Source organism: Sporotomaculum syntrophicum (assembly GCF_009932395.1).
GTDB lineage: Bacteria > Bacillota > Desulfotomaculia > Desulfotomaculales > Desulfallaceae > Sporotomaculum > Sporotomaculum syntrophicum.
The window spans coordinates 1-2822 of record NZ_LSRS01000003.1 but is presented as its reverse complement, the minus strand read 5'-3'; the positions used below and the strand labels follow the sequence as shown (position 1 = coordinate 2822).

The window sequence follows — 2822 nt, the reverse complement described above, 5'->3', positions numbered from 1 at the left end:
CTCGTTCTATCAGGTCTTCCAGATAATCTTTCATAACTTGTTTCGCTTCAGCATGATCTTCTATCTGCGTGTAATCAGGTATTGCATATTCTTCCTGACCTTTAGCTTTAAATATATTCTTAGCTAACTGCTTCATGATGCGTTCGGGTACTTTTTTGATGGTGTTAGCTTCAATATGAAAATCTTGTAATAATTGTACATCGGATAGAGTATATAGATATTTTAAGAACTGGATCCTCATCATCGTTTCTGGTTCTTTGGCAAGTCTGCCAAAGTTTTTGCAATATCTATCTGCTAATAGTTCATTGACAAAGCTAAGGGATATTGCGGAATCTATACGTTTTAATATGTGATTCTCCGGTATTATATGGTATAATTCAGTGTAGAAGCTGCCTTGTTTATAGGTGGTTTCAACTAGCATAAAAAGCATCCCCCGGTATATTTTGTTGTAGCGACTTAATTATACTATAGGTGGGGATGCTTTTTGTGTTTTATATGGACTTTTTCAGTGGTCTCGAACGGTTCCTTTGTGTCAAATGAAAAACTGGGTAGAAAATGATAGATTTATCATACATCCATAAACAATGAAGGGGAAACCGTAACGATTTTACAGTCGTTAGTATTATTTTCTTTTAACTGGGGATTTTATGATAATATAACAATCTAATTGGGAAGTGAAGATTTGGACACTATAGTACGCGGTTCTATTGCCGGTTTAATAGCGACAGTGTTATACGGAATTGTTAATTGGGTGCTTTATATTACAGATATATTACCATCCACAGCTGTACACTATGCTGCTGTACTGATAACACCTCCTGGTACTTCCTTAACAACGATGCCCATGATATCGGGCATAATTGCTTTTATGATAGCGGGTACTTTTGTTGGTGTTATACTCTCTTACGTAATTCGTTGGACGGGTGATGACTATGCATGGTTAAAAGGATTAGGTATTGGAGCTGTTCTCTGGCCGATACATACAGCGATATTACCCGGCCTAATTGCTCCACATCTTTATCAAACCTTACCACCAACGATGGTTCTAGCATCATTTGTATTATCTTCTCTATGGGGGGTAACAGTAGGTTTTATCCTGCAGTATCTAGCCCGGAAAGAAGATATATGGGTATAGTTTATGTTTAATAATTTTCTTCTAGACACTGCATCCTCGGGGGTAATAGCTACATTCTTGACTACAATTGTAGACAACATACTTTGGCGTCTCAAAAAAATTGAAAACAATATAATTATCTATTGCGCCTCAGTATTGCTCCCCCAGGAAGAATTACATACCTTTGATGCAAGAGCAGTTGGATTAATCGGACACCTCATAATGGGTGCTACTTTTGGTATTGTTGTTGGACAAGCCATAATATTCTCAGGTAACACTTCCCCATATCTTATAGGCATGGGTGTAGGCGCAATTTATTGGTTAATTTTACATCAATCTTTGACAGCTAAATTTTGGGTATAAAAACAATATAACATTAGTCCAAAGGCTGTATTATGGGAATTATTATTACACTTCATTGTCGGTTTATTAACTGTCTTTTTCTTGTTTAAGTTAATTTAAATGTTTTCTTGTTTGCCGCTCTCTACCGGACATGGTCTGTCCGCAAAAAAATAATCGTTCACCCGCTCAAAGGAGGAGAGTATATTATTTTTCCTTTTCGCCGCAAAAAAAAGGCTAATGACATAACTAGAAAGTATAAAGTTATTGCTAAGAAAGTGCAGGTTTCTAATCATTACGAACATGCCTCCGAACTTAGTCCAGCCTTAAAATCCAGACATGTTAAAGATTTGCCTATCATTATTAAAGATTCTGTTATTACTGGTATGATAGCTGGCATAATTGGTAATATTCCTAAAACTGTATTAGCATGGACTTTTCATTATTTAGGTTATTTGAAATATACTTTCATTCACATTGCAGCAGGGTATTTTGTTCCGGTAGATTTTATTGATAGCCCGGTTTCCTTAGCAACAGGTTTTATAGCTGATTACACAATGGCTGCTGTTATTGGATTTGTAATTTATTTATTGTTGAAAAAAACAGGTATTGATTATGCTGTGATTAAAGGTGTAGGATTTGGAGCCTTTGTATATTTGATTCTTTATGGTGCTTTTATGGCTCTTGATATTACCAGAGCAAGCCTTTTGACACCATTGCCAAATTTATTATTATTCTTCCCTCATATAGTCTTCGGTGGTCTTACTGCCTGGATTATTAAAAGATATAGTATTCTTGGTAAAACACAAGGGGACGGTTCTTAAAGGGTCCAATTGGAAGTTTTGCGGGAGAAAAAACGACTCAATGTCAGGTAACCCCTGATTTTGAGTCTTAAACTTTGATTACGCACAATAGCTGCCTCGCAAAATTTTCAATTGCCATAGAAGAATGAAGTCGCTCTGCTCCCAGCTATGGGAATTCAATCTTTTTCTTCTGGTTCTTAAGCTGTAATACCACCTGATTTATACCAATTTTTCTCAAGCATCTCGTATTTTTTAAATAAAACCAGCCGAAATTGTATATACTTGCCCCCTCCCCACAAATGGGTCTTTGAAAATTTATTCAATTAATGGGCTATTATGGATAAGGCCTTGGGTATACCGAGCGTACCGCCTTCATTTTACCTTTCTTGCATACCGGACAAACCGTTACATCCTTACCTAACAGGATACTGAGAATCTCAATGGTTGTAAGACCTTCAAATTTGGGTTTGTAAGCAGGGCTAGAAGTTAGTTTTCTACACAGTTTAAGCTTTGTTTTTTTGTTCCGGTTAGCAAGTAAGCCATAGTGCCTGATTTTAACAAAACCC

General features: G+C 36.4%; 4 protein-coding genes and 1 pseudogene. 3 read left to right on the top strand and 2 right to left on the bottom strand.

Going from position 1 to position 2822, the window contains the following annotated elements:
* Nucleotides 1-421, bottom strand: a 421-nt coding sequence (locus SPSYN_RS05130) for a transposase (protein WP_480935852.1), incomplete at its 3' end; no start/stop codon positions are given.
* A gap of 261 nt (nucleotides 422-682) precedes the next feature.
* Here SPSYN_RS05130 and SPSYN_RS05125 point away from each other — a divergent pair.
* The 3 genes from SPSYN_RS05125 (at nucleotide 683) to SPSYN_RS05115 (ending at nucleotide 2277) form a co-directional block, all read left to right on the top strand.
* Nucleotides 683-1135, top strand: coding sequence for a hypothetical protein (locus tag SPSYN_RS05125; RefSeq protein WP_161821446.1), 453 nt, complete (start codon nucleotides 683-685; stop codon nucleotides 1133-1135).
* Nucleotides 1136-1192: 57 nt separating this feature from the next.
* Complete coding sequence (locus tag SPSYN_RS05120) at nucleotides 1193-1477, top strand: hypothetical protein (protein WP_161821445.1); 285 nt, start codon at nucleotides 1193-1195, stop codon at nucleotides 1475-1477.
* 107 nt (nucleotides 1478-1584) lie between these two features.
* Nucleotides 1585-2277: a hypothetical protein gene (locus SPSYN_RS05115; protein ID WP_161821444.1), complete on the top strand. Its 693-nt coding sequence runs from the start codon at nucleotides 1585-1587 to the stop codon at nucleotides 2275-2277.
* Nucleotides 2278-2590: 313 nt separating this feature from the next.
* Here the strand turns inward: SPSYN_RS05115 and SPSYN_RS15850 are convergent.
* Nucleotides 2591-2822: pseudogene (locus SPSYN_RS15850) on the bottom strand (IS91 family transposase); the annotation flags it as partial.